This is a genomic window from Rahnella sp. Larv3_ips (assembly GCF_003697865.1).
Lineage (GTDB): Bacteria > Pseudomonadota > Gammaproteobacteria > Enterobacterales > Enterobacteriaceae > Rahnella > Rahnella rivi.
The window spans coordinates 554,085-579,612 of record NZ_MJIB01000004.1 but is presented as its reverse complement, the minus strand read 5'-3'; the positions used below and the strand labels follow the sequence as shown (position 1 = coordinate 579,612).

The 25,528-nt window shown below is 51.0% G+C and carries 19 protein-coding genes and 1 pseudogene; 4 read left to right on the top strand and 16 right to left on the bottom strand.

The features are described from left to right. Nucleotides 1-76 precede the first annotated feature (76 nt). The 14 genes and pseudogenes from ED901_RS05145 to ED901_RS05080 form a co-directional block, all read right to left on the bottom strand. Nucleotides 77-814, bottom strand: a complete 738-nt coding sequence (locus ED901_RS05145) for a fimbria/pilus periplasmic chaperone (RefSeq protein ID WP_122095159.1) — start codon at nt 812-814, stop codon at nt 77-79. Beyond that, complete coding sequence (gene stbD / locus ED901_RS05140) at nt 780-2,120, bottom strand: fimbrial usher protein StbD (RefSeq protein WP_122095157.1); 1,341 nt, start codon at nt 2,118-2,120, stop codon at nt 780-782. The genes ED901_RS05145 and stbD overlap by 35 nt, the downstream gene beginning before the upstream one ends. Before the next feature lie 135 nt (nt 2,121-2,255). Next, nucleotides 2,256-3,035 (bottom strand): fimbria/pilus periplasmic chaperone, encoded by a 780-nt coding sequence (locus ED901_RS05135; protein ID WP_162997814.1) that lies wholly within the window; start codon nt 3,033-3,035, stop codon nt 2,256-2,258. Continuing rightward, nucleotides 2,971-3,149, bottom strand: a pseudogene (locus tag ED901_RS25320) (fimbrial protein); the annotation flags it as partial. The pseudogene ED901_RS25320 and the gene ED901_RS05135, both read right to left, overlap by 65 nt. Nucleotides 3,150-3,431: 282 nt before the next feature. After that, nucleotides 3,432-5,993, bottom strand: a complete 2,562-nt coding sequence (locus ED901_RS05125; RefSeq protein WP_122095153.1) for a fimbrial outer membrane usher protein — start codon at nt 5,991-5,993, stop codon at nt 3,432-3,434. Further along, nucleotides 5,971-6,639, bottom strand: coding sequence for a fimbria/pilus periplasmic chaperone (locus ED901_RS05120; RefSeq protein WP_162997813.1), 669 nt, complete (start codon nt 6,637-6,639; stop codon nt 5,971-5,973). Before ED901_RS05120 ends, ED901_RS05125 begins: the two co-directional genes overlap by 23 nt. 193 nt (nt 6,640-6,832) lie before the next feature. Continuing rightward, nucleotides 6,833-7,318 carry a fimbrial protein gene (locus ED901_RS05115; RefSeq protein ID WP_122095619.1) on the bottom strand — a complete coding sequence of 162 codons (486 nt, stop codon included), beginning with the start codon at nt 7,316-7,318 and terminating at the stop codon, nt 6,833-6,835. 793 nt (nt 7,319-8,111) lie between these two features. After that, on the bottom strand, nt 8,112-9,641 hold the full coding sequence (locus tag ED901_RS05110; RefSeq protein ID WP_122095149.1) for an EAL domain-containing protein: 1,530 nt from the start codon (nt 9,639-9,641) through the stop codon (nt 8,112-8,114). A 21-nt stretch (nt 9,642-9,662) separates the two neighbouring features. Further along, complete coding sequence (locus ED901_RS05105) at nt 9,663-10,328, bottom strand: response regulator transcription factor (RefSeq protein ID WP_136376404.1); 666 nt, start codon at nt 10,326-10,328, stop codon at nt 9,663-9,665. Between the two features lie 399 nt (nt 10,329-10,727). Then, on the bottom strand, nt 10,728-10,967 hold the full coding sequence (locus ED901_RS05100) for a hypothetical protein (RefSeq protein ID WP_056770162.1): 240 nt from the start codon (nt 10,965-10,967) through the stop codon (nt 10,728-10,730). Between the two features lie 95 nt (nt 10,968-11,062). Then, entirely contained in the window at nt 11,063-11,743 is a 681-nt protein-coding gene (gene narI / locus ED901_RS05095) for a respiratory nitrate reductase subunit gamma (protein ID WP_056770158.1), read from the bottom strand. Continuing rightward, entirely contained in the window at nt 11,736-12,461 is a 726-nt protein-coding gene (narJ, locus tag ED901_RS05090; RefSeq protein WP_122095147.1) for a nitrate reductase molybdenum cofactor assembly chaperone, read from the bottom strand. Before narJ ends, narI begins: the two co-directional genes overlap by 8 nt. Beyond that, complete coding sequence (gene narH, locus ED901_RS05085) at nt 12,458-13,996, bottom strand: nitrate reductase subunit beta (protein WP_122095145.1); 1,539 nt, start codon at nt 13,994-13,996, stop codon at nt 12,458-12,460. Before narH ends, narJ begins: the two co-directional genes overlap by 4 nt. Further along, on the bottom strand, nt 13,993-17,757 hold the full coding sequence (locus tag ED901_RS05080) for a nitrate reductase subunit alpha (protein WP_122095143.1): 3,765 nt from the start codon (nt 17,755-17,757) through the stop codon (nt 13,993-13,995). The genes narH and ED901_RS05080 overlap by 4 nt, the downstream gene beginning before the upstream one ends. 384 nt (nt 17,758-18,141) lie before the next feature. Here ED901_RS05080 and ED901_RS05075 point away from each other — a divergent pair, with 384 nt between their 5' ends. Continuing rightward, nucleotides 18,142-19,161, top strand: a complete 1,020-nt coding sequence (locus tag ED901_RS05075) for a transporter (RefSeq protein ID WP_122095141.1) — start codon at nt 18,142-18,144, stop codon at nt 19,159-19,161. A 7-nt stretch (nt 19,162-19,168) separates the two neighbouring features. Here the strand turns inward: ED901_RS05075 and ED901_RS05070 are convergent, their stop codons facing one another. Next, a complete protein-coding gene (locus tag ED901_RS05070) occupies nt 19,169-20,866 on the bottom strand; it encodes a chloride channel protein (protein WP_056770140.1) in 1,698 nt (565 codons plus the stop codon). 222 nt (nt 20,867-21,088) lie between these two features. Between ED901_RS05070 and ED901_RS05065 the strand changes: the two genes are divergently transcribed. After that, complete coding sequence (locus ED901_RS05065; protein WP_122095139.1) at nt 21,089-21,556, top strand: GNAT family N-acetyltransferase; 468 nt, start codon at nt 21,089-21,091, stop codon at nt 21,554-21,556. Between the two features lie 146 nt (nt 21,557-21,702). Further along, nucleotides 21,703-22,812: an AI-2E family transporter gene (locus ED901_RS05060; protein ID WP_056770133.1), complete on the top strand. Its 1,110-nt coding sequence runs from the start codon at nt 21,703-21,705 to the stop codon at nt 22,810-22,812. A 55-nt stretch (nt 22,813-22,867) separates the two neighbouring features. Here ED901_RS05060 and ED901_RS05055 read toward each other — a convergent pair whose 3' ends face one another. Beyond that, nucleotides 22,868-24,625, bottom strand: a complete 1,758-nt coding sequence (locus tag ED901_RS05055) for an EAL domain-containing protein (RefSeq protein WP_122095137.1) — start codon at nt 24,623-24,625, stop codon at nt 22,868-22,870. A 463-nt stretch (nt 24,626-25,088) separates the two neighbouring features. Between ED901_RS05055 and iraP the strand changes: the two genes are divergently transcribed. Then, entirely contained in the window at nt 25,089-25,436 is a 348-nt protein-coding gene (gene iraP, locus ED901_RS05050; RefSeq protein ID WP_056770126.1) for an anti-adapter protein IraP, read from the top strand. Nucleotides 25,437-25,528 lie beyond the last annotated feature (92 nt).

Here is a 25,528-nt window from a genome sequence, read left to right as displayed (position 1 = left end):
CGCAATCAACCGGTTAATCATTTTCAATAAAATGATAAGGCCATTTTTCTCATTGGAATAAAAAAGGCGTGGGTGATTATTTTAATTTCTGGCTGCCCTGCCATCGCGTGCCATTATCATTTATAACGTCATACTCCACTTTATCCGCCAGGGTTTTATCTGCCGGAATGTCCACCCGCTCTGAAGTGAACGGCGCCACCATCACACCGGGTAACGCCGTCTTTCCCGAGCGAAGGGAAGAAAGCGTCAGATGCCACGGCGTGGGGTTTTGTATCAACAGTGTTTTATTGCCCGACTCACGATCGATGCTGAACTGCAATTTTTGCGCATCATTTTCCTGCAATTCACCAATCTTTTCCGGCCTGACAAACACCTTCATGCGGATTTTTAATGGCAGTACGATCTTTTTGTCACCTTTATGCTGCGTTTCGGTATTTGGCGGGATCTGATAGATATTCAGCCAGTAAACACTTTCACGGTCCTGCGGCAGACTTCCTGCTGACACCAGCAGCAGGCGAATATTGCGGATCTCCCCCGGTTTCATTTTGAATACCGGCGGGTTAATCACAACCGGCGTATGTACCTGATCCGGGCTGACGGTCGGGTCACCGTTGTCAGTCCACACCTGCACTACCACCGGTTCTTTCTCGGAATTCACTAATGACAGTGATTCGGCGATGCTTCCCGAATTGAACACCACGCGGGTCTTTTCCGCATTAACCACCGCGCTGGCGTGAAACGCCGCGCAACAGAGCATAATGCCCGCCGCAACGGTGACTTTATTGAAAACTGACCACCACTTGTAACTGTGCATTGACGCTTCCCGTCGTCACTGTTTCACCGCTGATGGCTTCCAGAGAGGCTGTAAAATTCCCGGTGTAGGTGATCAAACCATCCGTCGAGTCCTCCTGGCTGGTTGTGAGATCTTTGTAGGCATACCACCCGCCAGCATTACCCGTTGCACTTGTGTTACTGGAAAGGAGATTTAATGCACTACCATTTTCATCATAAATCCGAATCCCTACTCCAGAAGCTACTCCAGAACTTCCGTAGTTAGTATCCAGCAAATAAGTTAATCCATTGGTTGATGTCAGGCCAAGAGAAGTCGCCGCAGATACAGCTTCAGCTTGATTAACTAAAAATCCCATAGCAACGTTTGCTGAAGATGATGATGATGTGCTTACGCTTGAAATAGCACTATCTTCGCAGCTCAGACTAATCGAGAAATTACTTTGGCTATACTCTCCATTATTAAGAGACGCAGCGGAAATTGTAGGCAAAATAACTACAGAAGGGTAATCTTTAATTGTACAAGTATTGCCCCTTACGAAAGTTACGCCCGTCAATTGCCATACAGCTGGCCAATTTGCATAATACCCAAGGATAACGGAACGAGAATCATCCCCGGCATTTAAATTAGCAGTGTTCAATCCTGGGCCTTTAAATGCCAATCTTCCTATTGGATAGGTATAAGAATATACATAACGTGTTGAAGAATTCCTAAAATAACTTTCTGAGTCAATTTTAAAAAGCTCTACCTTGACATTGCTAAAGGCGCTTGCAGGAATATATATGTAGTTATCATCCTGAACCCAGTCGTCAGAGGTAAACTCTCTCGACTTCCAATAACGGCTATAGTATTCACCAGTTGAAACATTTGTTAGTCGAAAAGCAACATTTTTCACATAAGAATAATATCCCTCCTCAATTTCGTCTGTAACTCGGTAACCTGTGTAGTCACCAGGTGAATAGGCACGAAGTGAATACATTTCAAATAAAGACCCCGCGTCAGTGAGTGCACAACGGTAAAGTATCTGCTGCGATGAATACCCTCCGGATCGACCTGAAGTTAACATCTCTTCAGTTGCACTGGCCAGTAGAGTTCCTGATGGCATTAAAGTGCTTGAGCTACTTATTGAAACAACGTTTGATATTGTTGTACTGCCATTACAGGTATCACAGCCGCCAGTCCAAGAGGCTGCAGTGTATCCAGCAGCAATTAGTTCACTAGTTAGCGAAGAGGTGCTTGTAACCTTTATGCAATCTGCATGCGCTAAAATTGGCACTATAAGAATCCCAAAAATTATTTTTTCTGTTAGTTTAAAAAAAACACTTCGCATTTAAAACTCCATTTGAAAAAATTAATTGTAAAATTTCATCATACTTTACTGGAAGTTAATAACTCCCTCAAGACTATGAATCCCTCACTAAATAAACGCACCTGATCAGCCATTATTTTACTGAAGGCAGAATAATCAACCATTTCCATAAGAATATAATTTATTATTAGACCACCGTGTGCCATTATCATTAATGACCTCGTACATGATTTCATTTGTGATAGTGTGATCTTTAGGTATTTCCATCAACTTCCTGCTAAAGGGTTCCACCATCACACCAGAGAGCTCTGTATTCCCGGACTTAAGCGATGAAATCGTCAAATGCCACGGCGTCGGGTTTTGGATCATCAGCTTTTTGCCGTTTGCGCCATTTCTAATGCTGAACTGCAATTTCTGCGCATCACTTTCCTTCAATTCCCCGACTTTCTCCGGCCGTATAAATACTTTCATCCTGATTTTTAACGGCAGCACGACTCTTTTATCACCTTTATGCTGCGCTTCGGTATTTGGCGGAATTTGAAAGATATTCAGCCAGAACACGCTTTCACGATCCTGCGGCAGGCTTCCAGCCGAAACCAATAAAAGGCGGATATTGCGGATCTCAGCCGGTTTCATTTTGAAAACAGGCGGATTAATCACAATCGGCGTATGCACCTTATCCGGGTTCACCGTCGGGTCGCCGTTATCAGTCCAGACCTGCACCACTACCGGTTCTTTCTCGGAATTCACTAATGACAGTGATTCAGCAATGCTGCCGGAACTGAACACCACGCGGGTCTTTTCCGCATTAACCACCGCGCTGGCGTGAAACGCCGTGCTACAGAGCATAATCCCCACCGCAACGGTGACTTTATTGAAAATAAACCACCACTTGTAATTGCGCATTGACTTTTCCCGCCGTAATTGTTTCGCCACTGATAGCCTCCAAAGAGGCTGTGAAATTTCTGGTGTAGGTTGCTACACCGTCCGTGAATCATCCTGATTGGTGGTCGGGTCTTTGTAGGCATACCAGCCGCCTGCATTACCTGTTGTGGCCGTCTTACTCCAAGATTGGGTTTGCCTATAATGTTCCCGCAGGCATAAGACTATCGCTTGAAATAACAGAGATGACTGAAGGCTAACCGATATTATAACCGGCTCCTCTTGTAACGCCTGTCCAACTTTTCGCAATATAACCTGCTGCCGTGATCTCACTGGATAATCAGGATGTAATTGTAACCTTTGTACAGTTCGCATGAGATGCAATGGGACACGTCAGCACAAAAAAGGGGATGATGTGTTTTAATTTAATCATTATTTATAATCCAAAATTTAATTTTTGCATGGGAGCGTTAACTGGGCAAATTCATCATCATTCGTTGCAGGCAACTGATAATTAATGCGGCATTTTTCCGTATCGTCCTTTCCCCACGAAACAAACAATACGCCGGAACGATCATTAATACGTGCGTAAATCTGCCCGGCCTGACCGACCATGCCTATATTATTTCCGTCTTTATCGATTACGTCCGCGCCCATCGGGATCATCTGATCGCCATCGAGCGTAGTGTTAATTAATACCTGTTTACCCGAGACGGTTTCAAAATTAACCTGAACAATGGCACCGGAATAAGGCACGACCTGCTGACTTCCGCCCTGAATATCCACTTTTGAGTTTAATCCCTTTGGATCCAAACTCACGGTGTTATAACGGTAAGGAGATAGCGACGGCATAATAGCGTAACCAAAACTGTCTATTTTCGCGCCCTGCCCGTTCTTAATCTCTGCCCCTTTGGCACCTTTGGCTTTGACCAGCGCAAAGGTATCGCTGACATAAGGTCCGTAGGTCACTCCACCGGGATGGATCAATAAGGTGCCAGAGGTGCCCAATCCAAACTGCTTATAGCCACTACCCTGAGAATAAGAACCGCGGAATGCGCCTTTCGACGTATTCTGCTGAAGTGAACCGCCCCAGGTCATTTCGTTGCCGCTACTCTGATAGTTCTCTACGCCGCTGTAGAGGGAATAGGATAAGTTACTTTTCTCGCCTACCGAGCCAGAAAGACTGGTCGTCGCTGACTCTGATGTTTTATTTTTCGCCAGATTAAACGAAACATTGGATCTTGAGTCTGTCCAGTCCAGCGGCATAGAGAAGCCAATGGAAATGGTGTTCTCTGTATATTTCTGACGATTATCACTGTTATCCGCGTCGCTGTAGTAGTTGCTGCGGGTACTGTAACTGGTGCGCTGTCTGCCAACGTTGATGTTATAGCTGATCTTTTTATAGCTATTGCTGTAGCCCAGCTGCATCTGAGTAATACGTGAATTATTACTGTAATAATCTGAAGTACTGGCATTCAGCGAAAGTGACCCGAACGTATCAAAACTTTGGGCGATGGTCGCGCTGAACTGATTCTTCTGATTCAACGTGTCCGAATAGTAAGTGGTGGTATTTTCAGCTGCTCGCCTTACACCCAGCACATCCTGCAAATCCCGGAAACCTTTTGTCGAGTAGCGATATGCCGCCAGCGTCAGGTTAGTACCAGTAGTAAAAGTTTTGCTGTAACTGGCTTGAGCTCGCCAGCCAGACTGACTTTTATTATTTTCAGCCACAGCATGTGAATAAGTCGTGTTAAGCCCGATAGCACCAAACTGTGTAGCTATAACGCCACCCAGCAAATACGCCTCGTAGTCTTTCGCCAGACGGATACCGGCATTACCCGTGAAACGATTGCTTATCCCCCGTTGCAGGACACCTTCTACAAATTCGTTATCCACACTGTAATACTGCCGCACTCTTCCAAGTGCCAGTTCATAGTTCCAGGAGCCAGGGCGGATTGAATCTGGCACCGCAGAATAGGGAACGGTAAAAGAGGATGTCTGCCCGTTTGCTTCAATGACCGTGACCTGAAGATCGCCCTGACCTTTGGTATTAGATAAATCGTCGATAACAAACGGACCTGGCGATACCACTGTTTCATAGATAGTTTTACCGAGCTGGCTGACCACTACGCGCGCAGTGGTACTGGCAACGCCGCGAACTTCTGGCGCGTAACCGCGTTTGCCCTGAGGCATCATACGGGTATCGCTGGCGAGTTTAACGCCATTGAAAGACAGGCTGCCAAACAGGCTGCTGTTGGTAAAGCTGTCACCCAGAGTCACCAATGAATTAATTGATGGCAGAGGTCGCTGTGCATTAGTGCGCACGCTGGTCCATTTATGACTGGTGCGCCCGTTATTATCGGTATAGCGCAGATTTGACTGATTTCTTAATTGCCAAAGACCAATATTGGTTCCGCTGTTCAATCCGCTCCAAAGATTTTTAGTTTTATAGCCACCGGTGTTACTGGTCTCATAATAGTTGGTGTTGTGCTTAACAAATAGCCCCAGGACGCCGCTGTCCCACTGGGAGACCGGAATATAACCGCGTGGCTGACGGTATAGTAAGCTCTGCGGGATCAGCAGTTTCAGCTTCTGCGTAGACTGTTCCAGTTCCCATGAAGAGGCTTTTGAGAGATCCGAAAACCACATACATTGTTTACCAAAAGGAATTAAGCTGACTGCATCCACTTTCAGCTGAATCAGTTTTATATCTTCAGCATTCAGGCAAGGCTGAACAGTAACATTTTCACCCTCAGATTTACGGCTAAAGGTGATCTCAGTATTTTCTTTAACGAGTTTATTATTGACGTAGAGATCTACGCGATAGGTTCCCGCATCCGCAGAGACAACTTTTTCGTTAAGTTTATCCAGATTCACTGATACGCCAGAACCCTGCAGCAAGCTGGGATCAAAATAGAAATCTTCAGCTAACGCCACGGAACTGTAAGTAGAGAGAATACATAAAGTTAATAGCGTTGGTGTCAGTTTTTTATTTTTGGTGGCTAATTTCATATTCGTGGCTTATTATTGCACCCTGATCATTGAGGTAATCAACAATAACTGTCGCACCTTTAACATCCTGGATATTTTTGAATAAAACGCTTCCTTCAGCAAACGGTGCGATCATTTCTGCTTTTTGCTTATAAATCTGTTTTCCGCGTTTAATTCTTATATCGATCACTGATGCATAAAATGGGGAGTCGTTTTCAATATTGATGACAGTCCCGCCATTTTTTGACTGAGGAGTAACATTAATTTTATCAAAATATGTTTTACTTCCGGAGGCAATAGCAACGGGTCTGTAAAAAACCTTCACACGGTTTTTTAACATGATCAGCATTTTATTCTTTTGTTGAGCGCCTGCTTCACCCGCATTAACCGGAGGTATTTGAAGAAAATTAAAGTAAAAAACAGATTCCCGGTCCTGCGGCAAATTTCTGTTGCCATTAAAGGCAATACGAAGTACTTGTCCGCCGTTGGCCGCAATTCGAAATAGTGGAGGCGAAGCAATAAACGGAGCCTTACCTGTTGTGGGTGTGGACTCAGTATCGCCATCATCCAGCCATGTTTGCACGGCATAAGGAATGATATCTTTATTTCTAAATTCAACGTTTACCGAAGCGTTATCTGAAGGATAAATAATCCGGTTGCCAATCATGGTGACACTGGCGGATACCGTTACAGAGAACAGTGACGATATCAACAACAGAAACAGACCAGTTATTTTTTTAATCAGAGTGCAATTATTAAACATGTGAAAATTAAACTTATAAGTTTGTTGGATATCAGTGGCACACTGCATGATATAAAATAAGATGGCAGAGTTCTGCCATCTTGCGATGATTTAACGATTACTGATAAGTAATTGCATATTGCAGTGATGCAGCTACAGTACCTGCAGTTGCTGCATCAGTCGCATAATATTGTGCGGTATATGTCGCGGTCGAAGCAGTGTCACCTGCAGCCAAAGTCAGATCGCCTTCGGCCGTGTAGGTTGAGCTTAAATCGATCGGTTCACCTGCAGTATCCAGAATTTGAACTGTTACGTTTGCTGCTGTACCGGTATTACCCAACGTGCCATTAGTGGTTTCAACCAGATTGCCGGCAAATACTGTACTAATAGTTGTTGAGTCAGTACTACCTGTGCAACCACTCACACCCATTTCAAATGTCGTCGCACCAATAACATCACCTGAGGCGGCTAAATCGGATATTGCGACAGTGGGTAATAAAATAATTGGCGCACTTTCATTGCCGTTTACGGTCAATGAACAGGTTTCATCTGTGACTTCACCCTGAAACGAAATAGTGTTATCAGATACAGCAGACGCTGTCATTGAATAACCCGCCACCAGCAAACCACAAGCCACTAAAATTTTCTTATTCACATCTTTTCTCCATTAGATTAATTTCCTTCTGACGCAACGGGCCTTCAGCCGTTCAATCAGAGTGGATAATCATAATGTCGTGACAAATTTTGGTAAGTAATTACATCCAAAACAGATAAATCAGTGAATTATTCTAACACAAGTCACATTAACATCACTTTTGTGCTGAAATTGATATAAATACAAAAACCACTCAGAGAAATAATCTGCAATTTTTGACAATGTTTTGTTACCAGGTGCGGGATTTACATATTCTTAACTAGGAATATTCTCACTACAATTAAACACAGGGTAATCTCACGGGTTATTTAATGCAGGTTAAATGGCAGGTTTGAATATTATTCATTCATTCCATCGCTAAATTCACGATATAAATTATTCACTCAGACAAACACCTGGGTAATGTTATGTCATCAATTCGTAAATATTGATTTGGCACATAAACAATACGCGATGACTTTTGGCTCCCGCTGATCCTCATCAGGTTCTGCCACCGATGCCTGGAACAAAAAGACGTGGTTTGCGCTGATTAGCCCGCACAGGGAAATGCAGACGATTTTATCGAATGAACTGCAGGGGATTTTAAGCACAGGTGTTCACCACATTGCGAAGGTGTATGGCACGCGGATGAAGTTTGAGAGGGTGAAAATTGAAGGGATAAATTGAAGGGATAAACAGAAATCAGCGGGTGCCGGTTAAAAGGCGGTTCAGGGGCTGCCAGCCCCTGTCCGTCGGGTTCAGATCAGAGTTTTTCCACCTCCACCGGCCTGCCATATAACCAACCTTGTCCGACCACGGTCGGGGAATGGCTCAGTAAGAAATCAGCCTGGGGCTGCTCTTCAATCCCCTCCACGATGATGGTTGCGCCGGTGTGAGTGAGCATTTCGAGCATCATTTTTAGCATGTTGAAGCTGACCGATTCTGTGCCGATGGCATCGGTGAATATCTTGTCTATTTTAATAAAATCAAAAGATAACTTGCTCAGATAATCCAGATTGGAATAACCGGTACCAAAGTCATCCAGCGCAATCCGGTAGCCGTACTCTCTCAGCCTGACCAGCGCGTCTTTCAGCACCCGATGATCTGCCGTCGAACGCTCCGTGATCTCAAGTACAATTTGCTGACGTTCAACCCCCGCGTTATCGAGTTCTTCTTCGAGAAACACTTTAAAGTCCGGATCTGTCACATCCGCCGTGGTGATATTTATACTCACGAACAGCGCTTTATTACTGCGCAGATGCGGGCCTATATCTTTCAGCGCGCGGGAGACGACAGAACGGGTCAGCGCTTTAATCTGATGAGTGGACTCAGCGAGTTTGATAAAAATATCAGGCGGGATATTGTCACCGTGGGTATCTTTCCAGCGGGCTAATGCTTCGTAGCCCATCACCTTGCCCGTCGACATTTCAATAAAGGGCTGAAAATTGATATAGATATCATCATGGCTGATCGCCATTTTGAGTTTATTCTGCATTGAACGGTTATTGCTGACATATTGCACAAGTGCAAATGTAAACATGCCGCCGGCGACCAGACCGGCCAGAATAATAAAGACAATGGCGGTCACCGGCAGGGAGAAAATGCCAATCTGAGTATTTCTTGCCAATACGCAAATATCATATTTTTTGCTGCATTCGGTGAAAAAGGCCTGATGCGACCAGGCCATACGCCCCGGTTTGGTGGCGCCCTCCACTAATCCTGCCGTTTCTCCGAACAACCGGAACACGTGGTTGTGCTGATGGTTGGTCAGCACCGCACCAAATCCCTTGTATGGAACATAAATGTCGCGAAAAGCCGCCGGTGTGGGGAACAGCAGCACATTTCTGGATTCCATCATATCGGCGGTAATGCGCGGATCGACAATGCCGCTGAATGACGTCCAGATGCGCTGCCCGTAAAGGGTCACCGCATCAGGCACAGACATGGTCACCGGCTCCGGCAAGCGGCCACGCATCGCCGTACATTTCAGCTGGTGGTCCTGGGTGTAACCAATATCCGAGATAAACACCGAGGTAAACGAAAGATAGCGAATTTCATCAAGAAATCTGTCACTGCAAGGCTCTAACCGTAACGAATTGACATTACTGACAATATTGTGGGATTCATCAGCCACTTCCAGCCCTCGCGCCATGATATGTCGGGCGTAAGAAGCCAGATCGTCGCGGTCATACGCGGCGATAGCGAAATGGGTCATCACCAGAGTGAGTGCGGCCACCAAAACAGTGCTGAACAGGATGAACAGGGGTTGGCCAAAAGGTTTCGCGGTCTTCATTGTGTACCTGAATCTGAAAGGTTATTGGCCCGGTGCGTTCAAGGAGACGGGCGGATAGTCGCCAAATTTACTGCCGGCCAGCGCCATCAGCTGACTGAATGCCACATTGTTACTGACTTTCAGTTTTTTCATCATAGCGTGTTTCGTCCGGCTGATACGGCGATAGTCCGTTTTCATTTCTGTCGAGATAGTGGTAATACTCATTTGCTGGCTGAACATAATCAGCACCTGCCATTCGAAGTCGTTCAGCATACCGAAATCGTAATGACGTTTTCGGTCTTCATAAAAAAGAACGCTGACCATACTTTCGGCATTTAATATTTGAGCCGCAGAGGCACGGCAGCCCTCAACGCCTAATTGTTTCATATAAATAGCGTCAGCATTACTTTGGATCAGCAGGGCTGGAATTTCTATTTCGGTGTGAACGATAATATCTATTGCGGGAAACTGAGCTTTGAGTTTTCTGAGGAAGTCCAGCCCCTGAATAATAGACGTATTGGCGTCATACACTTCGCTAAAAATGACATCAATCTTTCTTAATTCCAGCAAAGATTGCAGTGATAAAAAACTTGAAAGTGTGCCCTCAATAATAACCCCGCCCTCTTCTCTTAAAATCTGCGACATGACATCGCTGACCATAGAAAGGGGTTCCATAATTGCCACTTTCTCTCTTCTTTTCCACGCCATCTTTATTCCTTACTTTGATGAAATCCTCGTTTTATTTTATCAATTGATTTTGGGATTTTTGATTTGGGAATATATTTTTAGATTAGGTCAATAATCATGAAAAAACCAGTATGGCCGTGGAATACTTCAGCTAATGTCAGGTATTTGTATTATTTCAGAATAAATCTCTGTCAGGATCCTGACAGAACAGTGAATACACAAAGTGGTAATAGTTTGGCAACTAAGAATAATCTCATTCAAATTAAACCGGAACAGGATGAGCGCCGCGGGGGGGCAGCGCGCAGTGAAAGAGCCGGAGATTCTTAAGAGGCCCGGCGAGAGGCGCCTCTTAAGGCCGGTTTGGGTGGCAACCCTGGGTTTTGAAATTAAAGCTGAAGCTGAACGTAAACGAACAACCGATCAGATCTGACCTTTCTTCTTTTTATTACGGATCACCAGCCAGCTGATCCCGCCCATTACCGCACCCATAAAAATAAACCAGATGCCAAGCAGCAATTGCGGCGCCATTTCTCCCGGCGGGGTTTCAGGGCTGCCGACGATCAGGCCGTGGAGAGTGGCAACGATGCCGATCACCAGTAAAATCATGCTGTTGCGAAGTAAACGGCGGGCTACGGTCATTGGAGGTCTTGGAGTGGCCATTAATGCGTCCTTGAGCAATAAAAAAAGATAAGGGCGCATCATAGCGCCCTTCTTTTTTATGTCAAAACAGACAGTTCACAATCTGCTGAGGTCAATCAGCGACGATTGCGTACCAGCTGATAGCGGCGGGTGAGATATTCCACCGGTGCGCTCCAGATATGTACTAAACGGCAGAACGGGAACAGCAGGAATAATGTCATCCCCAGGACCAGATGCACGCGGAAGATAAAGGCCACGCCATCGAGATGCGCCGCCGCACCGCCACGGAAGGTCACCACAGACTGCGCCCAGCCGACCAGTTTCATCATTTCGCTGCCATCGGTATGCTGCGCGGAGAAGGGAATGGTGCTCAGACCCAGCGCGCACTGGATCACCAGCAACGCGATGATCATGATGTCACCAAAGCTTGAGGTCGAGCGCACGCGTTCGTTGCTCAGGCGTCGCCACAGCAGCAGACCGCCGCCGATCAGCGTCAGCACGCCACAGGCACCGCCTGCCCACATCGCCATTTGCTGTTTCACCGGCACCGGCAGGAAGGATTCGTACATCCAGTGCGGGGTCAGCATCCCGAAGGCGTGACCCGCGATGATGCCAAGAATACCCACGTGAAACATCGGCGAGGCAATGCGCAGGATTTTCTTCTCAAGGATCTGGCTGGAACCGGCACGCCAGCTGTACTGACCATAGTCGTAACGCAGCCAGCTGCCCACCAGAAAGACCGTGCCACACAGGTACGGGTAGATGTTAAAGAAGAAGTTATTGAGGAAGTCAGTCATTTGCGTGGTTCCCCGCAGGTAGGTCGTCAAGGTTCAGATACTGTGGCGCGACCGCGCCGGCAAAGCGTTTCTGGTGCGCGGCTTCTTCACCTGTCGCACAGCTTTGCTCACCGAGGAACTTGATTTGTTCCTCTTCCCATACCGCGTCCAGCGCCGCAGGCGTGTCGTCACGGGCTTCCTGTTTGATCCCGGCGCGCACGGTGTCGGTGGCGATATCACTGCCGGACAGCGCCAGCAGCAGATCAAACAGTTGCGCGTAGTGGCTGTCGCGTTCCTGCATACGGGCGCTCAGCAGCGCGAGGATGGGTGCGATATCACGCAGGCCGTCTCGCGCCTGCGTTTCATCACGTGTGGTCAGATATTCCAGATACAGCGGCAGATAATCCGGCAGCTCGCGGCTGTCGATCTCGAGACCGGCAGCACGGTATTGCTCCATCAGGTCAACCATCGCCTGACCCCGATCGCGGGATTCGCCGTGCACATGCTCGAACAGCAGTAACGAGGTGGCGCGGCCACGATCGAACAACCCGGTGTACGCCGACTGCGCATCCAGCAGATCCTGTTTGCAAAACGATGTGATGTACAGCGCCAGATCAAGGCGCTGCTGAGGGTCCAGTTCCGGGGAGTCGGTCACCGCTTCCAGCAGTTCGATCTGGTGTTCCCAGAGATCGGCTGAAGGATAATCGAGCAGTAATCCTATGAGTCGTAAACTGTTCATTCGCCCTTCCTTTCCGTTTTCGCGCCGATGTCGATGGCGTCAATACGTTTACTGTTGAACAGGTTGAATTTGCTGTCGCTGCCGTGGCAACCGTCACCGAAGCTGAAACCGCAGCCTTTGGCTTCCGGGAAGGCTTCGCGTGCCTGTTCACGGTGGCTGGAAGGCACCACGAAACGGTCTTCGTAGTTGGCGATCGCCAGATAGCGGTACATTTCTTCCGCCTGCGCCGCAGACAATCCGACCTGTTCCAGCGCGCTGGTGTCGGTCACGCCGTCCACGGTTTCAGCGCGTTTGAAGTGGCGCATCGCCAGCATACGTTTCAGCGCCCGCAATACCGGCGCGGTGTCGCCCGCGGTCAGCAGGTTCGCCAGGTATTCCACCGGAATACGCAGGCTTTCGACGTCCGGCAGCACGCCGCTGTGCGGCAATGCCCCGGCGTCGGCGGCTGACTGAATCGGAGACAGCGGCGGCACGTACCAGACCATCGGCAGTGTGCGGTATTCCGGGTGCAGCGGCAGTGCCAGCTTCCATTCAATCGCCATTTTGTAGACCGGCGACTGACGCGCGGCGTCCATGACGGAAATCGGAATGCCGTCTTTTTCAGCCTGGGCAATCACTTCAGGATCGTTCGGATCGAGGAAGATGCTCATCTGGCTTTCGTACAAGTCTTTCTCGTTCTCAACCGATGCCGCTTCGGCGATACGGTCGGCGTCATACAACACCACGCCGAGATAACGGATACGGCCGACGCAGGTTTCGGAACAGACCGTTGGCTGGCCCGCTTCGATGCGCGGATAACAGAAAATACATTTTTCTGATTTACCGCTTTTCCAGTTGAAGTAGATTTTTTTGTACGGGCAGCCGGTCAGGCACATGCGCCAGCCGCGGCATTTGTCCTGGTCGATCAGCACGATGCCGTCTTCGCCGCGTTTATAAATCGCGCCGCTAGGACAGGTCGCCACACACGCCGGATTCAGGCAGTGTTCGCACAGACGCGGCAGGTACGCCATAAAGGTATTTTCGAACTCGCCGTACATCTCTTTCTGCATGTTGGCGAAGTTCTGATCGGCAGAACGTTTGCTGAACTCCGTGCCCAGATCGTCTTCCCAGTTTGGGCCGCCGACAATTTTCTTCATGCGTTTGCCGGTCAGCAGCGAACGCGGACGCGCCACCGGCTGATGTTTACCGTCTTTCGCGGTGTGCAGGTGCTGATAATCAAAATCGAACGGTTCGTAGTAATCATCGATTTCCGGCATGTGCGGGTTAGCGAAGATTTTATGCAGCAGGTTGGCTTTGTTACCCATACGCGGCTGCAGTTTGCCGTTGATTTTGCGGATCCAGCCGCCCTTCCATTTTTCCTGGTTTTCCCAGTCGTGCGGATAACCCAGACCCGGTTTGGTTTCCACGTTGTTAAACCACGCGTATTCCATCCCTTCGCGGCTGGTCCAGACGTTTTTACAGGTCACGGAACAGGTGTGGCAGCCAATGCATTTGTCGAGATTCAGCACCATGCCGACTTGTGAACGAATTTTCATTTGGCTTTCTCCTGTTTGACCGCGTCCTGCACGTAGTCGTTACCTTCGTCATCCAGCCAGTCGATGCGGTTCATTTTGCGCACAATCACGAATTCATCGCGGTTAGAACCGACGGTGCCGTAGTAGTTAAAGCCGTACGCCAGCTGGGCGTAGCCGCCGATCATGTGGGTTGGTTTCGGGCACACGCGGGTGACGGAGTTGTGAATACCGCCGCGCTGCTGGCTGATTTCCGAACCCGGAATGTTCACGATGCGTTCCTGTGCGTGGTACATCATGGTCATCCCCGCCGGTACGCGCTGGCTGACCACCGCACGGGCGCTCAGCGAGCCATTGGCGTTGAAGGCTTCGATCCAGTCGTTGTCTTCGATACCCAGTTTTGTTGCATCGTCTTCACTCAGCCAGACAATCGGGCCGCCGCGACCTAAAGTCAGCATCAGCAGGTTGTCGCTGTAGGTGGAGTGAATGCCCCATTTCTGGTGCGGCGTCAGGAAGTTCAGCGCCATTTCCGGGTTGCCGTTCGGCTTCGCATTCAGCAACGGCTGCGCCGCGCGGGTGTCGATTGGCGGACGGTACACCAGCAGGCTTTCACCGAAGGCGCGCATCCACGCGTGATCCTGATAAATCTGCTGACGGCCTGACAGCGTGCGCCACGGGATCAGCTCATGCACATTGGTGTAACAGGCGTTGTAAGACACGTGTTCATCTTCCAGACCAGACCAGGTCGGGCTGGAGATGATTTTGCGCGGCTGTGCCTGAATATCGCGGAAGCGGATTTTCTCGTCTTCTTTGTTCAGCGCCAGATGCGTATGGTCGCGGCCGGTGTTCTGGCTCAGCGCCGCCCAGGCTTTCACGGCCACCTGGCCGTTAGTTTCCGGTGCCAGCGTCAGGATGACTTCCGCCGCATCAATCGCGGTGTTGATCATCGGCTGGCCTTTGGCGGTACCGTCCGGTTTGGTGTAATTCAGTTTTTTCAGTAAATCGACTTCGCTGTCGGTATTCCAGCTGATGCCTTTACCGCCGTTACCGAGTTTTTCCAGCAACGGACCGACCGAGGTGAAGCGCTCGTAGGTGTTCGGATAGTCGCGTTCAACGGCCATCAGATGCGGCGCGGTACGCCCCGGGATCAGGTCGCATTCGCCTTTCTTCCAGTCTTCCACGCCAAACGGCTGCGCCAGCTCAGCGGCGGAATCGTGCTGAATAGGCATCGTGACCATGTCGGTTTCCACACCCAGATGACCGACGCAGACGCGGGAGAACTCTTTGGCGATGCCTTTGTAGATTTCCCAGTCGCTTTTAGAATCCCAGGCCGGGTCAACGGCGGCTGATAGCGGATGAATAAACGGATGCATGTCCGAGGTATTCATGTCGTCTTTTTCGTACCAGGTGGCGGTTGGCAGCACGATGTCGGAATACAGACAGGTGCTGGACATACGGAAATCAAGCGTCACCACCAGATCCAGTTTGCCTTCGCCGCCCTGCGCCTGCCATTCGACTTCTTCCGGCATCACGCCGCCCTGAATACCGAGATCATCTCCCTGAATACCGTGTTCGGTGCCCAGCAGATATTTCAGCATGTACTCGTGGCCTTTGCCGGAAGAACCCAGCAGGTTGGAGCGCCAGACGAACAGGTTACGCGGGAAGTTCTGCGGATTGTCCGGCTGTTCAGCGGCAAAGCGCACGCTGCCGTCTTTCAGGGCTGCGACGGTGAAATCGGCAGGCGATAAGCCGACCGCTTTCGCCTGTTCCGCGATGTGCAGCGGGTTAACGTTGAGCTGCGGCGCAGACGGCAGCCAGCCCATACGCTCGGCGCGCACGTTGTAGTCGATCATGCTGCCGGTGAATTTGGATTTATCCGCCAGCGGGGACAACAGTTCCTGCGGCGCGACGGTTTCGTAACGCCACTGGCTGGAATGGTTGTAGAAAAACGAGGTGCTGTTCATCTGGCGCGGCGGACGCTGCCAGTCCAGACCAAACGCCAGCGGCTGCCAGCCGGTTTGCGGACGCAATTTTTCCTGCCCGACGTAGTGTGCCCAGCCGCCGCCGCTCTGGCCGACGCAACCACAGAAGATCAGCATGTTGATCAGACCGCGGTAGTTCATGTCGAGGTGATACCAGTGGTTCATCCCGGCACCGACGATGATCATCGAACGGCCATGGGTTTTGTTGGCGTTATCGGCAAACTCATGGGCGATACGCGCAATGTTCTGCTGAGAAACGCCGGTGATTTTTTCGGCCCAGGCTGGCGTGTAGGCTTTGATTTCGTCATAGCTTTGCGCGCAGTTTTCGTCGTTCAGGCCGCGCTCAATGCCGTAGTTCGCCAGCGTCAGATCGTAAACGCTCGCCACCAGACCGGTGCTGCCGTCTGCCAGTTGCAGGCGTTTGACCGGCAGTTTGTGCATCAGGATTTCATCCAGCGCCACGCTGTTGAAATGCTCGCTGACCGCGCCGCCGAAGTACGGATACCCGACGTTGACCACCTCATCGTGATCGTCGAGCAGGCTCAGCTTCAGGCTGACGTCTTTATGATCTTTCCCTTCACGGGATTCCAGATTCCACTGGCCTTTTTCGCCCCAGCGGTAACCGATAGAACCTAACGGTGACACCAGTTCGCCGGTGTTTTCGTCAAAGGCGATGGTTTTCCACTGCGGGTTATTTTCCTGACCCAGATTGTCCACCAGATCGGACGCACGCAGCATACGGCCTGCGGCATAGGAGCCGTCTTCGCGCGGTTCGAGCATTACCAGCATCGGCATGTCGGTGTAGCGACGCACGTAGTCGGTGAAGTACTGGCTTGGGTTATCAATATGGAAGGATTTGAGGATCACATGGCCCATTGCCAGCGCCAGCGCGCTGTCGGTGCCTTGTTTCGGCGCCAGCCACTGGTCGCAAATTTTGGCGATTTCGGCGTAATCCGGCGTTATGGCAACGGTTTTGGTGCCTTTGTAACGCACTTCGGTGAAGAAGTGGGCGTCCGGGGTACGGGTCTGCGGAACGTTAGAGCCCCAGGCGATAATATAAGAAGAGTTGTACCAGTCAGCGGATTCAGGGACGTCGGTCTGCTCGCCCCAGGTTTGCGGGGAAGCCGGTGGCAAATCGCAATACCAGTCGTAGAAGCTCAGACACACGCCGCCGATCAGCGACAAATAGCGCGCGCCGGAGGCGTAAGACACCATCGACATCGCCGGAATTGGCGAGAAACCGATAATGCGGTCCGGGCCGAAGGTTTTGGCGGTATAAACGTTGGAAGCCGCAATCAGCTCATTCACTTCCTGCCAGCTTGAACGCACAAAGCCACCGCGACCGCGTGCGGCTTTATATTCTTTGGCTTTTTCCGGCTGATTGACGATCGAGCCCCAGGCATCGACCGGATCGCTGTATTGCAGTTTGGCTTCGCGCCATAACTGGATCAGCTTTTTACGCATCAGCGGGTATTTCAGGCGGTTAGCACTGTAGAGATACCAGGAGTAGCTGGCGCCACGCGGGCAGCCACGCGGTTCGTGGTTTGGCAAATCAGGACGGGTGCGCGGGTAGTCAGTCTGCTGGGTTTCCCAGGTGACCAGACCGTTTTTAACGTAAATCTTCCAGCTACAGGAACCGGTGCAGTTCACACCGTGCGTGGAACGGACCACTTTGTCGTGCTGCCAGCGGCTACGGTAGCCGTCTTCCCAGTCACGGTTGGTATTCAGCGTCTGGCCGTGGCCGTCAGCGAAGGGTTCAGCTAGCTGTTTGAAATAGCGAAACCGGTCAAGAAACTTGCTCATCCGGGAATCTCCTGTGCAAAGGCCTGTGGCGCTTTGTCATTATGTGAATGGCGGGGAATACAACTACATTGCTCAAGTTGGCCTCAGGGTATGCACCCCACACGCGCGTCTACTTGATTGCGATCAACGCCGCGTCGTCGTATAAAAATTCACATAACGATAAATACCCCTTAAGGGGTATTCTGCCATTTCTTAATAATTGCTTGTTTTTAAACGGGTAATTTCTGAAAAACACCCCAAAAGCCCATCAGGAAGCCGGAGAAGGAAAATTGGGGGTAAGGCGGCGGGAATGTGACGGATTTGTGAAATTAGCGGGTGGCATATTGTATTTGTGCCGATGTCTGGCGTAATGGAGAAACCTGTTTTCTCCGCCAGAAGCCTTTAATGCAGACAGAAAAACCCGTCGTACTCAATTTCAATGATGAAGTCACCGGAATGATTTACGGCTTCGTTTTTCGGCCAAACCGCCCTGCCGAGCGCGTCTCTTCCCAACAGGTTCAGGAAGCCTATCAGCAGATCTGCCATGACCAGGGGTTTGTCTGGATCCACGTCAATCTCAATCACGCCATGGCAGAAAAATGGCTGAAAAAGCATTTTGCGGTCGGGGATGTGTTTTTCGAAGAAATCCGTGAAGGGTCGCGCAGTACGCGCATAGAACGGGTGGACGACACCTTGCTGGCGGTGCTCAACGACGTGATTTTTCGCCCCGATGAAACCAGTGATGAAGCCTCCACCCTGTGGCTGAGCTGCCATCAGCAACTGGTGGTGACCGCACGCCACAAACCAGTGCGGCTGATCGAGCGGCTGTTTAAACGGCTGGATCACCTGAACATCGGCTCGCCGACCGCGCTGCTGGTGCATCTGCTGGAAGAACAGGAGGAGTTGCTGGAGCAGATCGTCCGCCGCGCCAACCAGTACGTGGATACCATTGAAGAGCGCCTGCTCAGTCATCACGTCAAAAAGAACCGCGCCAGTCTGGGCCGGCTGCGGCGAATGCTGATGCGTTTTCAGCGGTTGCTGGCGCCGGAGCCGACGGCGCTTTTTCGCCTGCTGAACCGCCCTCCCGCGTGGATCGCGCCCGCCGTGGTGCAGGATTTACGTCAGTTTGCCGAAGAATTTTCCGTGGTGCTCAATGATCTGATCGCACTGACCGAGCGGATCCGTTTGCTACAGGAAGAAATCACCTCGCGCCAGATGGAGCAAAGTAACCGCACGCTGTACGTGCTGACGGTGATCACCGTGCTGGCGCTGCCGATCAATATTGTGGCGGGATTTTTTGGCATGAACGTCGGAGGCATTCCGCTCGCCGGCAATCACCACGGTTTTATCCTGCTGGTGGTGATTGTCGGCGTCTGTACCCTGCTGGCGGGCTGGTACGCTTTCAGGCGCAGCGACGAGAACTGAGGCAAAGTTACAGGAAGTGGCTGGCCTTATTTAACAGCGCCGCCTTGGTGATCACGCCCAGCAGGCGGCGCGACTGTGCATTTTCCAGTACTGGCAAACGTTCGAGCGGCGACGTGCTGAACATCGCCCACGCCTGTTCGTAGCTGGCCTGCTGGAACAGCGTGGTGAACTCCTGTTCGATAAACCCGTCGATCGGGCTGTCAGATTGCAGGCTGCCGTCAATGATGCCGCTCGCCAGCACGTTGGTCGGCACCACGCCGAGGAACCGCTCTTCTCTGTCCACCACGTAAACGTAGCGCGTGCGCTGCTTCAGCCCTTCGCTCACCACCTCGGAGAGTGAGGCGTCCACGTACATTTTCGAGCAGGGCGTCACCAGCGAAGCCACGGTGCTGTACTCAAACTCGTTCTTTGCGAGGAAGCGGGCGTTGTGGCGCGTCAGCACCGGGTAGGTCCCGCCCTCTTTCAGACGGGAGGCAACCACGTAGGAAATCGCCGTCGCCAGCATCAGCGGGAACAACAGCGAGCTGTTGAGGGTCATTTCAAACGCCATCATGATCGACATCAGCGGCGCATGGCTGGTGGCCGCCAGCAGCGCACTCATGCCGATCGCCGCATACAGCCCGACCGGGCCGGGATCAAAGCCCAGCCATTGCAGGAAAGTACACACCAGCGCGCCGCCCGCCGCGCCGATCAGCAATGACGGCGTAAACAGCCCGCCCACCGCGCCGGAGCCGATGGTGATCGCCGTGGCGACAATTTTCAGGATCAGCAAGACCAGCAACGACGTCTGTAAATCGCCGTTGTTGAGGATTAAATCGATCACTTCAAAGCCGTTGCCCAGCACCAGCGGGGAAATCATGGCCACCAGCCCGACACCCAGCCCGCCAAGGCCAAGACGCAGCGCCGGATGCGAAATGGGTTTCATCCACAGGCGCACTTTGTCTATGGAGGAGATAAACAGCGGCCCGAGCACGCCCGTTGCCGCGCCGATGATCAGCACGGTAATGATCGCGCCAAATGACGGGCTGAAGGTCGCCGAGGAGTAAAGGTAGAGCGGCGCATAATCGGTCAGCGACCGCACGGTAAGCACCGCGACCGAGGCCGAGATAAACAGCGGGATCAGCCGCTGCACCGCCGTCACGCCAAAGGCAATTTCCGCCACAAACAGCGCCCCCGCAAACGGCGCGTGGTACACCGCTGCCAGCCCGCCTGCCGCCGCCATGGCGATGATATCGGACTGATGGACGCCCTTAAAACGCGAGAAGCGCCCGACCAGACTGCCGCTCAGCGCGGAGAGTTGCACCATCGCGCCTTCACGCCCGATCGACCCACCGCTGGCGATACTGGCGAGCGACGACAGCCCGCGCAGCACGGTGCTGACCACCGGAATGCCCGGCAGACGCTGGTCGATCACATCGAGGTAATCCGGCATTTTGCCGTGCTTTTCTTCATGGCGCAGCGCCCACAGCAAAATGAAACCGGCAATAATGCCGCCTGCGGTCGTGATCAGCGGCCAGACCAGCCGGGGGTATTCGTTAAAGGCTTTGGTAATGTCGCTGCCGTCGGCAAACATCAGGCCGTTAATGCCGGATATCGCGCCGCGAAACGCAATGGTGACCAGTGCGGCAACAATCCCGGCGGGGATTGCGATCAGCAGGTTAATCCAGTCACCCTTTTGCAGGGAATCAAATGCTTTCAGGCCCATCAGGTTCTCATTATGGAAAGAGGCTGACGGGGAGAATACCATTTCAGCGTGAGTTTCTCATGCCCGCACTTTGCCGGGCGATTTCACGCTTTCGGTGCCGTCTCAGGGGCCGGAGGGAGATTTTCGGCGGGAAAATAAAGGGGTTTTTGAAAGTTGCCCGGTATTCCTATAAAACATCCTCAGTACCTTCAATTCTGATTCCTGTTTAATAAGGGCCACGCCATGATAACCGTTGAGAAAGCAGATTTTTTCTCGCCCGAATCGCAATATTTAATCGAAAAGTTGTCATCAGAACTTGCCGCGATCACCGGTAACAGTGGCAAAAGCCATTTCACGGCAGACTCACTCGAAGAGGAGCGCTCGCTGTGGGTACTGGCAAGAAACCCACAAGGTGAAGCGATTGGTTGTGGAGCGATAAGGCCGTTAACACAACATATCGCCGAACTGAAAAGGATGTTTGCTGACCGAAGTTCACCCGGCATTGGTCAGGCTTTACTCGATTTTCTGGAAACATCGGCAGCACAGCGAGGTTATACCGAACTCTGGCTTGAAACCCGCCACGTTAACGTCAGGGCTGTCCGTTTTTACCTCAAAAATGGCTACGGACAAATTGAAAATTACGGCCCCTATATTGGCCGGGAAGAGGCAGTCTGTTTCTCGAAAACATTGCGGCCCGTTCATTTGGCATAAATCGCAGGCAACGCCCCCTCCGGCAGAAAAATCCGCCCTCAGCGGGAGGCTGTTGCGCAGATTATGCGCAGCCAGGAACTAATTTTTGCAAAAACGAAGATGCACTCTATGCTTCGTGAGCAACAGAATTATTCAAAGGAATTAAAATGGTGGTTAAAGGTATTTCCAAGGGGTTTTTTCTTACGATTCTGGTCATCGTAACGTTGGCTTTTTTTGATGTTTTACGGCCTTACTACTCTTCCGTTTTATGGGCGATTATTCTGGCAGTGATTTTCAATCCATTAAAAAATCGTCTCAAACTGTACGTCGGCGATCGCAACGGCGTGGTTTCGCTGATCACGGTGTTGATCATTTGTCTTATCGTCTTCACCCCGCTGGCAATTATTATTTCCTCGCTGGCGATTGAGTTCAACGCGGTGTACGTCAAGTTGCAGGGAAATGAAACACAGCTGCCGGTGATCCTGGCGGATGTGATTCATCATCTGCCTCGCTGGGCGCGCCATTTCCTGTCCGATCACGATCTGGACAGCACCACTGAAATTCAGAAGAAGCTGTCTGATGTGGCATTGCAGGGGAGCCAGTATCTGGCGGGCAGCGTTTTCGTTATCGGTAAGAGCACCTTCGGGTTTGCGCTCGGTTTCGTCATCATGCTGTACATCCTGTTCTTCCTGATCAAAGACGGCGCTTATCTGGTGAACCTGACGCTGGCTGCCCTGCCGCTGTCGAGCTACGTGAAACACCATCTGTTCATGAAGTTCGCCGCCGTGGCTCGCGCAACGGTAAAAGGTACGGTGGTGGTGGCTATCGTTCAGGGTGCGCTGGGGGGGATTGCGTTTTACATCGCCGGTCTGGAAGGAAGCCTGCTGTGGGGCGCGCTGATGGCGTTTCTGTCCATCATTCCGGCCGTGGGTTCAGCGATCATCTGGGTACCGGCAGCCATCTATTTCTTTGCTTCCGGCATGCTGTGGAAAGGCATCTTTATTGTGGTGTTCTTCGTGGTGATCATTGGTCTGGTGGATAATATTCTCCGTCCGCTGCTGGTCGGCAAAGACACCAAAATGCCTGACTATCTCATTCTGATCAGTACATTGGGCGGAATGGAAGTGTACGGCATTAACGGATTCGTTATCGGCCCGCTGATTGCGGCGCTGTTTATCGCCTGCTGGAATATTCTTTCCGGGCGCGATCATCGCGATAACATTGAAGAGATTGACGAGGATTTTATCGAAGAAGGTAAAAACCATCCGGGAGCCTGACGGTTCCCGGCACTAATCTGAACATGAGCGGCCTGCGTGCCGCTCATTTTTTTGCTTATCCCGCCGCCCGCTCTTCACACCAGCGTTCGAACAGATCAGGGTTGAGCGGCATGGAGTAGTAGTAACCCTGCACTTCGTCACACCCCAGCCCGCGTAAAATATCCACCGTCTCCTCGTTTTCCACCCCTTCCGCCAGCACTTCATAATCCAGCTGTTTGAGCAGACGGATGACATTTCTGACGATCACCAGACTGGCGTGATCGGTAGAAATGGTGCCGACAATGGAGCGGTCGAGTTTGATGGTATCCATGGGAATTTTGCGCAGCACGTTGATGTTGCTGTACCCCGAACCGAAATCGTCGAGTGAAATCTTAAACCCGCGCAGCTTGAGCATTTCGAGCCCGGAAAGCGCATCCGGGCTTTCGAGCATTTTCTCGGTTTCCAGACATTCCACGCTGAGTAAAGCCGGCGGCAACGTGTGGCTGAGCATCTTCTCTTCCAGCGCATCGGCAAAACCGGGGCGGGAGAAATCGCTGGCCGCCAGATTGATGGACACCGGCACCCGCAGGTTTTTGTCGCCCCACAGGCTGAGCTGCCGGATAGCGTGCTCGATAACCCAGTCGGTCAGCTCACTCATCAGGCTGGTTTTTTGCACCAGCGGAATAAACTGCCCCGGCATGATCTCGCCGAGCAACGGGTGTTTCCAGCGGATAAGCGCTTCCGCGCCGGTGACCTCGCCGGTGGTGAGGGAGATTTTCGGCTGATAAACCAGGTATAAACCGCTGCGCTCGTGCAGCGCTTTTCTCAGCTCGGCCAGCAGCTGGAAATCATTGCGTTTTTTATCATCGATGTCGGCGTCATACGTCATGAACCTTTTCTTCTGACTGATCGCCTCATGCAGAGCACTGACCGCCCTGCGCAGTATTTCCGCCGGATTGAGCTGCGGGGAGAATTCACCGGAATCACCGATATGAATGTCCAGATTAAGCGGGATCTGGTTATTCAGGCTGGCCTGTGTGCCGGTGAGCTTTTCACTGATCGTTTGCAGGCAAGGGGTATCGCTGTCTTTAAGGAAGAAGGCGTAACGCCCGACGGCGACTGCGTATAACAGCCCGTCGAGTTTCAGGCGGGCTTTCAGTTGCAGCGCCATATCCTGCAGCAGGCTTTCCACCGCGCCCATCCCCATGGAACGTGCAACTTCATAGGCAAAGGCAATATCCAGACAGTCGATAATGACCAGCGTGCTGTCCGCACCGTTGAGGTAGGACATATCCCGCAGCAAACGCTGGCGGTTAGGCAGCAACGTCACAATATCGACGTAACCGACCGCATGCCAGGTTTCCAGAAACACGGACATCAGCTCGGCAATTTTCTCAAACGTTTCGATTTGCTCATGGGTAAACTCGCGCGCCTCACTGTCCAGCACGCACAGCGTGCCGACGATCACTCCTTCACGCGTGCGCAGCGGGGATCCGCCGTAGAAGCGGATATAGGGGGCTTCGTGAACCAGGCGGTAATGCATAAAGGTTTCATCCTGCAGCGTATCGTTGCAGATGAGGGTTTGTTCGCTGCGAATGGTGTGTGCGCAAAACGCATCGCTCAGGCTGGTTTCAGTAAAAGGAACGTTCTGGGCTGATTTAACAAATTGTTTTTCATCATCTAAAACGGACACAAAACACATCGGCACATTGAGCAAGCGACAGGCAAGAAAGGTGTATTTTTGCAGCGTCTCGTCACGGCCTCTGTCATCTGCCTTAAGAGCATCGATCGCCGCATGCCTTTTTGCTTCATTGTTACTTAAATTGGTCAGCATGGTTACACTCTTAAAATCAGAAATTTTTCTAATAATATTCTTATACCCTTTGGCGAACACATTCGACCAGTACTGGATCCACGTGGATCCAGAGGGATAAAAGCCGTTAATTTTATTTAATTCAGCGGGGAAACTGTTAAGAAAAGCCAATCTTTCCGCTTTTGACACGCGGCAATGCAAGGTTAATGAATACAAGTAAAATAACAAGGAAAATGCCGAAATACTCACATTTCGCGCTTCTGCAGCGCTTGTCCTTATGCATGTCGTGGATTATCTGTTTTAGTATGTGCTAGCCTGCTGTGAGAAATCTGATGTGTCGGGAATAAGATTTTCCTGCCCCGCTAAACAGACTCTTCAAAAAATGATTAACTTATTGATTATCTGAATATTACAGACAGTCGTTGAACCAGGCGAAGAAATAACGAGCGGGTAACACTTCTCTCTCTGTAGGAGCCATAACAAAATGAAAAACATTATATTAAGCATGATCGCCAAAATCTCCCGGATGGAAGCAGACGCTAAACAACTGACTGCACAGGTAGAAGCGCAGTCACTTCTTTTAAGCGCACTGTTTTTAACGGTGGGTAAAAATGGCGGTCCGCAGGAAATTATTGAGAGCGTAAATAAAGCCATTAATTCCGTGCTCGACTCGGACGACGACGCAATTAAATCCGACGCTTCACTTTTATTCGAGCAATTTCAGGCAATTATTTCGACCACACGCTTAATTGATCAGGCCGACCCGGAACTGAATGCTGAAGCACTGAACACGCTCAACGGCACCAGCCCGGATGCTGTTACTGAATCATAACATTTGATTGCACACGCAGCCCCTGTTTTGCTCACACGTTTGGCATCCGGGCTGCGTTCAGAAAATTCTCGGAATGTGCCCCGGTGAGTGCA

Excerpts from the sequence above, each read along its gene's own strand:
- ED901_RS05145 (WP_122095159.1), bottom strand. The coding sequence starts at position 814 with ATGCACAGTTACAAGTGGTGGTCAGTTTTCAATAAAGTCACCGTTGCG.
- stbD (WP_122095157.1), bottom strand. The coding sequence starts at position 2,120 with ATGCGAAGTGTTTTTTTTAAACTAACAGAAAAAATAATTTTTGGGATT.
- ED901_RS05125 (WP_122095153.1), bottom strand. The coding sequence starts at position 5,993 with ATGAAATTAGCCACCAAAAATAAAAAACTGACACCAACGCTATTAACT.
- ED901_RS05120 (WP_162997813.1), bottom strand. The coding sequence starts at position 6,639 with ATGATTGGCAACCGGATTATTTATCCTTCAGATAACGCTTCGGTAAAC.
- ED901_RS05115 (WP_122095619.1), bottom strand. The coding sequence starts at position 7,318 with ATGACAGCGTCTGCTGTATCTGATAACACTATTTCGTTTCAGGGTGAA.
- ED901_RS05110 (WP_122095149.1), bottom strand. The coding sequence starts at position 9,641 with ATGAAGACCGCGAAACCTTTTGGCCAACCCCTGTTCATCCTGTTCAGC.
- ED901_RS05105 (WP_136376404.1), bottom strand. The coding sequence starts at position 10,328 with ATGGCGTGGAAAAGAAGAGAGAAAGTGGCAATTATGGAACCCCTTTCT.
- ED901_RS05100 (WP_056770162.1), bottom strand. The coding sequence starts at position 10,967 with ATGGCCACTCCAAGACCTCCAATGACCGTAGCCCGCCGTTTACTTCGC.
- narI (WP_056770158.1), bottom strand. The coding sequence starts at position 11,743 with ATGACTGACTTCCTCAATAACTTCTTCTTTAACATCTACCCGTACCTG.
- narJ (WP_122095147.1), bottom strand. The coding sequence starts at position 12,461 with ATGAACAGTTTACGACTCATAGGATTACTGCTCGATTATCCTTCAGCC.
- narH (WP_122095145.1), bottom strand. The coding sequence starts at position 13,996 with ATGAAAATTCGTTCACAAGTCGGCATGGTGCTGAATCTCGACAAATGC.
- ED901_RS05080 (WP_122095143.1), bottom strand. The coding sequence starts at position 17,757 with ATGAGCAAGTTTCTTGACCGGTTTCGCTATTTCAAACAGCTAGCTGAA.
- ED901_RS05075 (WP_122095141.1), top strand. The coding sequence starts at position 18,142 with ATGCAGACAGAAAAACCCGTCGTACTCAATTTCAATGATGAAGTCACC.
- ED901_RS05070 (WP_056770140.1), bottom strand. The coding sequence starts at position 20,866 with ATGGGCCTGAAAGCATTTGATTCCCTGCAAAAGGGTGACTGGATTAAC.
- ED901_RS05065 (WP_122095139.1), top strand. The coding sequence starts at position 21,089 with ATGATAACCGTTGAGAAAGCAGATTTTTTCTCGCCCGAATCGCAATAT.
- ED901_RS05060 (WP_056770133.1), top strand. The coding sequence starts at position 21,703 with ATGGTGGTTAAAGGTATTTCCAAGGGGTTTTTTCTTACGATTCTGGTC.
- ED901_RS05055 (WP_122095137.1), bottom strand. The coding sequence starts at position 24,625 with ATGCTGACCAATTTAAGTAACAATGAAGCAAAAAGGCATGCGGCGATC.
- iraP (WP_056770126.1), top strand. The coding sequence starts at position 25,089 with ATGAAAAACATTATATTAAGCATGATCGCCAAAATCTCCCGGATGGAA.